The organism is Photobacterium sanguinicancri, from assembly GCF_002265265.1.
Lineage (GTDB): Bacteria > Pseudomonadota > Gammaproteobacteria > Enterobacterales > Vibrionaceae > Photobacterium > Photobacterium sanguinicancri.
In genome coordinates, this window is sequence record NZ_NOIF01000222.1 from 1 (window position 1) to 6,899 (window position 6,899).

Genomic DNA, 6,899 nt, shown 5'->3' on the forward strand with positions numbered 1-6,899 from the left:
CTATTTTTACTAAACAAGTTTCATTAAGAATGAAACACTGGTTATATCACTTACGAATACTTTTATGCTATATGGTTACTTTTTTTGCAGACAACCCCGTTTTTTTTGATTACCATTGCGGCTTAAAATTTGAGTTCCGTTGAAGGCAGCAGGAGAGTGGCACGCTATTTGTTATTTCGATAATAGATACTGAGCCCGCCGAAGAAGTAAGCGTTGACCGTTTGTGACTGTTCAAACACCTAGCGTAAATCTTTCAGGCACCAGATAACCACCTTGAAAAAGGTGCTGGTATGGACTGTTGTTGGAGGAGCCTCTGGAGAGATCCGTTAAATCGGACGCCGAAGGAGCAAGCTTGTGAATTTTCACAAGTGAAACTCTCAGGCAAAAGGACAGAGGAGATATGATCAGCAGGCAGAATTTATTTCTGTCATCAAACATTTCTGTTGTTCTGTATCTCTTCCTTTGTTGTATTGAGGAAGGCATAAATGAATCCCCTTTTAGAAACACTGCAAAATTTACTACAAATCGTCGATAACCTTATTTGGGGTCCCCCACTCCTTATTTTGCTTGTTGGTACAGGTGTATACCTCACCCTGCGTTTAGGTTTTATCCAAATACGTTATTTACCGTTAGCGTTAAGCTACGTATTTTCACGTAATAAAAAACAAAACACAGCCAAGGGTGATGTCTCTAGCTTTGCTGCACTTTGTACTGCCCTTTCTGCCACTATAGGTACTGGTAATATTGTTGGTGTTGCAACAGCCATCAAAATGGGTGGTCCAGGCGCATTATTTTGGATGTGGCTTGCTGCATTATTTGGCATGGCAACCAAATACGCTGAATGTCTGTTAGCCGTCAAATACCGTGAACAAGATGCGAATGGTCAGATGCTTGGTGGGCCAATGTACTACCTTGAAAAAGGTGTAGGCAGCAAGTGGTTAGCGAAGCTATTTGCCTTTTTCACATTAGGTGTGGCGTGTTTTGGTATTGGTACATTTCCGCAAGTAAATGCCATTGTCGACGCAGCATACTTGTCGTTTGAAATACCTCGTGAATACACTGTTGTCGCGCTCACATTACTGGTTGCGACAGTCACGCTTGGCGGGATCAAATCCATTTCTAATGTGGCGAGTAAAGTTGTTCCAGTAATGGCTGCTTTTTATATTCTTGCTTGTATTACTGTACTTACTAGCCAAGCCTCTGCACTACCAAGTGCTGTTGCGCTAGTGGTTAGCTCTGCATTTACGGGTCACGCAGCTACTGGTGGGTTTGTTGGTGCGAGTATTATGCTTGCCATTCAATCCGGTATTGCACGCGGTGTATTCTCGAATGAATCTGGGTTAGGTAGCGCGCCAATGGCAGCAGCAGCAGCACAAACGGACTCTTGCGTACGCCAAGGCTTAACATCAATGACAGGTACTTTCTTCGATACCATTATCATTTGTACTATGACAGGGTTAACCCTTGTTGTAACAGGTGCTTGGGAAAGTGAATACGCTGGTGCAGCGATGACCACGTATGCATTTGCTTCGGGGTTAGGATCATCGTACTGGGGCCCTTTATTGGTTTCCGTCGGTTTGATGTTCTTTGCATTCACCACAATATTAGGCTGGAACTATTACGGCGAGCGCTGTATCACCTACCTTTTTGGTGTGAAAGCCATTAAACCCTATAAGTTTATTTTCTTAGTTTTAATCGCCGTGGGTGCATTCCTTAAACTGGATCTAATTTGGTTAATTGCCGATATCGTTAATGGTTTAATGGCCATTCCTAACCTCATCGGCTTGGTGCTCCTACGTGAAGTGGTTATTTCTGAAAGCCGTATGTACTTTTCACAATTAAAGCAAGATACAAAAGTAGAACAGCAACAAACTGCTTAATTGATAAGTAAAATACGAACGTAAACGAATAAAGCCCATGCATTGTATTAACATGCTTGGGCTTCTTTTCATGGGGCTGTTGGTCTATTCAACTCAGGCTTTTTATGCCATGTAACAGTAGTGATCATCTTCGTTATTCTAAATACCGCGTTAACTGTTGGTATAAATCAAAACTACTGTCTTCAAGCCAACATTCCGTCATCAAGCCCTCTTCCATTTTAAAAATCATTATTCCTGTCATAGTCACAGCTTGATTTTTTGCTGGTATTTTTAACCAACCACCACAATACAAAGCAGAACTCTGATAAGCGACGACTAGTTTATTATCGGCTTCTATCACCTGCTCAAAGGTAAAGGACATATCTCTAAAACGTTGATTCCAAAACTTAAGATATTCACTGTATTGTTCGTGGCTTAGTGTTAATTCACGACCACCAGGAAGATGAAAAATAAAAGGATCTGCCGCACACTCAGCCAACCGTAAGCCGCTTCCTGCAGCCAAAATGCTGTTAAACCAACACTCAAGCCATGCTTGTTTACTCATCGCCGCTACTCCTTGGCGTTAACCGAATATAACTGATCTATTATGAGATTAGTAAAATTCGGATAAATGTGTAAACCTATTTATGAACAATGCGATACATATACGTTTCTAATTTAAAGTAACGTATTACTCTCCTTTTTTAGGCGCAAATCATCCGTTGTCGCAATAATGGCCAGAGCTTTCTTCATCCATTGCGCCCCTTGCGCTTCATCATAGTGGCTCTGCATTATTGCAACTTCAACTTGCAAGCGATCATCATTCGCGTCTTGCGCAAACTTCCATGCTTGATCAAGTGCAGAAAGGGCTAACACCTTGTGCTGTTGGGTATAATTTAGCCTGGCTCGCTCTACCCAATAGTGCCCATGAGCGCTGGCTTGAGCATCATCCAAGTAGAGTGCCGTTTGGCTCAGATAATAGTCAGCATCACTGAATTGATTACGTACAGTGTAAGTACGCGCAATTTGGCTTAATAATTCACTCAGATAAGTTTTATCGTGACTCTTAGTCGCAAGATTAAGTAAGGCTTTATAACTCAATGCTGTTTGCTCAGGGTGAGCATCATTCCAAAGAGCACGGTAATCAGGAAAGTTAACGCCAGCATAACTGTGGCAATATGTGAGGTTTTCATCTGCTGCTTGGGCTAAACCGCCAGAAAGCAGCAGAGAGATTGTAAGTAGTTTGGGTAACGATGAAGTAGATCGCGGCATAGATAAAACTACATGAAAAGACTTACCACTAATCTAGCTGACTTACTCAATTTACGGTAATACCGTCAAATTAAGATGGAACAACGATCACTTGAGTGATTCACAACAGCATTTTACTTAATCAATTCGGCTATTAATATTTTAATAACTGACCCACTACTTTCTATTTGATATTCAAATCACATTGCTAGCTGTGAAAATACCGACTGGTAATGTGATAGATTTGCTAGTTGTGTGTGATGTTGTACTTTTTTACCTACAGCGACAAAGTCAAATCCTAGCTCTTGCGAGGCATTACGGTTCCATTCCCCTTCACCAATAAACACGCGGCGATCAAACACAACACCACTGTCTTGTTTAGCCCTAAATGTCGCTAGCGCCATAATTTCAGTGCGGCTCATTGCATCTGACGACGAAGCAAATGTAAGCATTGAGGTATCAATACCCACTGCACGTAACTTCAATTTTGCTGCAGATTCCCAGCCTCCTGTTGCTATCCCTACATGAATATCATCACGCTGAGCTAAGTGATGAATAAAATCTTTCGCACCTGATATTTCATATTGAGCATGGGGGTGCTCTGCCATTTCTTCACGCATTAACGCAAGGTAACGCGCTTCAACTTTTCGATGAACCAGAAAGCGGCTTTCGGTGATGCTATGCTTTTTAATGACTTCATCCAATACGCCAGAGTCCGTCACATGTTGATATTGACTCCAGTCTGGATCCACTTTGACCCCTAACACGTCTTCAATTGCTTGCGTCAAGCAATGTTGATCCAATGCGCTCGAATTAACGAGAGTGCCATCCACATCGAGTAGAAATAGATTCATATTCTTACCTTATAAGTTTCCTTTGCTCTTTAAGCCGCGACAGCTTGCGCTTGTAAAGGAAATGTTGCAAGCGATTGATGCGATTCATTTATGAAACTATGCGCGACATCATAATGCCGAATTTAAACACTGATTTATAACAAAAACATGTCAGTAAAAAGATGAAAATATGAACACAGAGACCTTTGTTATCGACGAGTTAATCTACAATTATGAACTGAGTGAGAATAACAAACGTATAACACTCTGCGTGATGCTTTGCTGTATATAACCCTACTCGCAGCAAACGTACGGATAACAATGAAGGATAAGGAAAGAGCAATGAAATCAAACCCTACAAGACGCCGTTTTTTAAAGCTCAGTATTGGTGGGCTTATTGGAGTAACATTAGGTGGTAAACAACTCATCAAATCGGCTTCAGCTGCTGATCTTCCACACCTAGCAGAAGATGACGCCCAAGCAGCAGCATTAAAATACGTTCATGCTTCACCGGATAGTGAAAAACATTGTGCTAACTGTGCCCTGATTCAAGGGGCTGATGGTGAGGAATGGCGACCTTGTGCCCTATTCCCAGGCAAAGTTGTGAATGCCAATGGCTGGTGCTCTGCTTACGCGCCTAAACCTAGCTCATAACAGCATATTTAGCTTACTCACGCTGATAGATAAACAACGTATATTACGCACAGCAAAAGCCCGATATTGCATCGGGCTTTAAATATTAAACCTAATCGACATCAGAAAACTATTTAAAGCAGTGCTGAGCCCAACGCGCTAAGCCTGCAGTTACCGAACCGAAATAGCTACCACTTACAATTGGTACATTTGGCAATAAGGCTTCAATGCTTGCTCGTAAAATAGGGGAACGTGCCGTACCACCTGTCATATAAATCACATCTGGCTTTTTATCACTCTGCTGCATCGCTTCAAGTACAAGCTCTGCCATTTTAACACGAGGTGATTCAATCGCAGCTGCCATATCAGATTGCGAGATATCCGCTTGTAAGCATTCAGACAGTACATTGAGGTTAGTGCAGTATTGCGCTGCATCACTCAATGCAATTTTACTTTCTTCTGCTTTACGTACGATTTGATAACCCAATGTATCATGGTAAACCTGAATTAAACGTTTCAGTTTTTCAGGGTCTGCAGCATCACGTCGTAATTGATCCAATGCGCGGAAGTTACTACTGCCATAAAAATCAGTTTGCGCGGCAACATTGTTAATAGCAATCGCATTCCAAAACTGGCTGATTGGCATGTCAGTGCCTTTTAAGGTTTTACTACCAAACCCAAATAAAGGCATTAACTGACGAAAAGCAAGGTGGATGTCTAAATCGTTACCACCTATACGTTGGCCACTGTGCGCTAATAAGCTCTTAGTTCGATCATGCTTGCCGACCCACTCAGGGCCCATTTCAATTAATGAGCAGTCCGTCGTACCACCACCGATATCCACAACTAATACGGTTTTATTTTCAGTTAAAGTACTTTCATACTCTAAACCTGCCGCAACAGGTTCAAATTGAAACTCTATATGCTGGAATCCGGCACGCTGTGCAGCTTGACGTAGAATGCCTTCAGCTTGTTGATTGGCACGCTCACCACCTGTTCCCTGAAAATTGACAGGGCGACCAATAACCGTGCTTGAAATAGCCTGTTGGGCATCCTGCTCTGCTTTCGATTTTATATTTTTCATCATTGCGCAGACAAGATCTTCAAAAAAGCTAATTTGCACATCGTGAAGACCATTCGCACCAAGGAAAGATTTTGGTGATTTAACATAGTAAACTTCTTCAGGATCATCTAAATAACAATCCAATGCCGCTTGACCAAACAGAAGATCACCACGTTCAACAATGATATCTTCTTCTCGGTTCATTGACATGGCACGACGCAATACTTGCTCACCCGTTGCGTTTACTGGTGACACGTCCATAAAACGGTACAGATACTCGCTGACTGACTCTCGGGTAGGAGCACACAAAGTTGAAGGGATATAGTGCTGGTTATTCTCTAATGCTAATAACCTTGGCTTTCCTTGTTCCATCATCGCGACTGAACAATTGGCGGTGCCGTAATCAAACCCAATAAACATGCCACACTCCACTTCAAAAAAAGCCCGCAATAATACTGGATTGCGCAATTACTTCAATCTTTACTCTGATCTTTTGTCCATGATGGACAATTTTCGGCCCACAAATGTTATCTATACCGACTTAAAGTGTAAAAGAGTGTAAGTTTTGAAATTGGCTCACGATTTTTCATCAATAACCATCCATAATGATAAGTTATACATCACAACAATAAGCACTATGAAAAAAATATTATTACCTCTTTTTGTGGGATTACTGGCACTTGTCGGTTGTAACGATACTTCAACACCCAAAGAAGGTGTTCAGTACACCACTGTGGCAACCCCCGTGACATCAACAACTGTACCTGTGATGGAAGTGTTTTCATTAGCCTGTGGACACTGCCGCAATATGGATAAAATCCTACCTGAAATACAAAAGTTAGCTAACACCGATATTGAACAAGTGCATGTCACCTTCAATGAAAGTGCTCAACTTGCGGCATACATTTTTTACACCGCTGCTATTCAGTCAAATGGTCACCCTAAACCAGAGTTAATGGAGCAGCTTTTTTCTTACACACAAGATAAAAAAGAAGGGGCGACTGAAGCAGATCGTAAAGCTCAATTAATTGCGATTTTTAACCAGCATTCTTTACTTAGTCCTTATGAGCTTTCTGAAGATCAACATAAGCAAGTATTTGAAGAAATGGCGAGAGCAGAAAAAATTGTTGCCAATGCGGAAATTGCTTCTGTGCCTGCATTTGTCGTTAAGGGTAAATACCTTGTCAAAAGTGATGCTCATGAAAGCCTAGAAGATTTAGCAAATACTATTAAATACCTTTCTCAACTTTAGTATTAATA

The 6,899-nt window shown here is 41.5% G+C and carries 7 protein-coding genes and 1 riboswitch; of the genes, 3 read left to right on the forward strand and 4 right to left on the reverse strand.

The window, feature by feature from the left end; genetic code table 11:
- The first annotated feature begins 303 nt into the window (after positions 1 to 303).
- Positions 304 to 403, forward strand: a riboswitch (glycine riboswitch).
- Between the two features lie 82 nt (positions 404 to 485).
- A complete protein-coding gene (locus ASV53_RS21560) occupies positions 486 to 1,880 on the forward strand; it encodes an alanine/glycine:cation symporter family protein (RefSeq protein ID WP_094958623.1) in 1,395 nt (464 codons plus the stop codon).
- 133 nt (positions 1,881 to 2,013) lie between these two features.
- On the opposite strand, the gene ASV53_RS21565 is transcribed toward ASV53_RS21560, so the two are convergent.
- From ASV53_RS21565 to ASV53_RS21575, 3 genes are all read right to left on the reverse strand, one after another.
- On the reverse strand, positions 2,014 to 2,424 hold the full coding sequence (locus ASV53_RS21565; RefSeq protein WP_062691107.1) for a nuclear transport factor 2 family protein: 411 nt from the start codon (positions 2,422 to 2,424) through the stop codon (positions 2,014 to 2,016).
- A gap of 113 nt (positions 2,425 to 2,537) precedes the next feature.
- Complete coding sequence (locus ASV53_RS21570) at positions 2,538 to 3,131, reverse strand: hypothetical protein (protein ID WP_062691108.1); 594 nt, start codon at positions 3,129 to 3,131, stop codon at positions 2,538 to 2,540.
- A 179-nt stretch (positions 3,132 to 3,310) separates the two neighbouring features.
- Entirely contained in the window at positions 3,311 to 3,964 is a 654-nt protein-coding gene (locus ASV53_RS21575; protein WP_094958624.1) for an HAD family hydrolase, read from the reverse strand.
- A gap of 321 nt (positions 3,965 to 4,285) precedes the next feature.
- On the opposite strand from ASV53_RS21575, the gene ASV53_RS21580 reads away from it, so the two are divergent.
- Positions 4,286 to 4,597, forward strand: a complete 312-nt coding sequence (locus ASV53_RS21580) for a high-potential iron-sulfur protein (RefSeq protein WP_094958625.1) — start codon at positions 4,286 to 4,288, stop codon at positions 4,595 to 4,597.
- A 109-nt stretch (positions 4,598 to 4,706) separates the two neighbouring features.
- Here the strand turns inward: ASV53_RS21580 and yegD are convergent, their stop codons facing one another.
- Positions 4,707 to 6,059, reverse strand: coding sequence for a molecular chaperone (gene yegD / locus ASV53_RS21585; RefSeq protein WP_062691111.1), 1,353 nt, complete (start codon positions 6,057 to 6,059; stop codon positions 4,707 to 4,709).
- A gap of 217 nt (positions 6,060 to 6,276) precedes the next feature.
- On the opposite strand from yegD, the gene ASV53_RS21590 reads away from it, so the two are divergent.
- Positions 6,277 to 6,891 (forward strand): thiol:disulfide interchange protein DsbA/DsbL, encoded by a 615-nt coding sequence (locus ASV53_RS21590; protein ID WP_094958626.1) that lies wholly within the window; start codon positions 6,277 to 6,279, stop codon positions 6,889 to 6,891.
- Positions 6,892 to 6,899 lie beyond the last annotated feature (8 nt).

Coding starts and splice junctions, on each gene's coding strand:
- ASV53_RS21560 (WP_094958623.1), top strand. CDS start 486: ATGAATCCCCTTTTAGAAACACTGCAAAATTTACTACAAATCGTCGAT.
- ASV53_RS21565 (WP_062691107.1), bottom strand. CDS start 2,424: ATGAGTAAACAAGCATGGCTTGAGTGTTGGTTTAACAGCATTTTGGCT.
- ASV53_RS21570 (WP_062691108.1), bottom strand. CDS start 3,131: ATGCCGCGATCTACTTCATCGTTACCCAAACTACTTACAATCTCTCTG.
- ASV53_RS21575 (WP_094958624.1), bottom strand. CDS start 3,964: ATGAATCTATTTCTACTCGATGTGGATGGCACTCTCGTTAATTCGAGC.
- ASV53_RS21580 (WP_094958625.1), top strand. CDS start 4,286: ATGAAATCAAACCCTACAAGACGCCGTTTTTTAAAGCTCAGTATTGGT.
- yegD (WP_062691111.1), bottom strand. CDS start 6,059: ATGTTTATTGGGTTTGATTACGGCACCGCCAATTGTTCAGTCGCGATG.
- ASV53_RS21590 (WP_094958626.1), top strand. CDS start 6,277: ATGAAAAAAATATTATTACCTCTTTTTGTGGGATTACTGGCACTTGTC.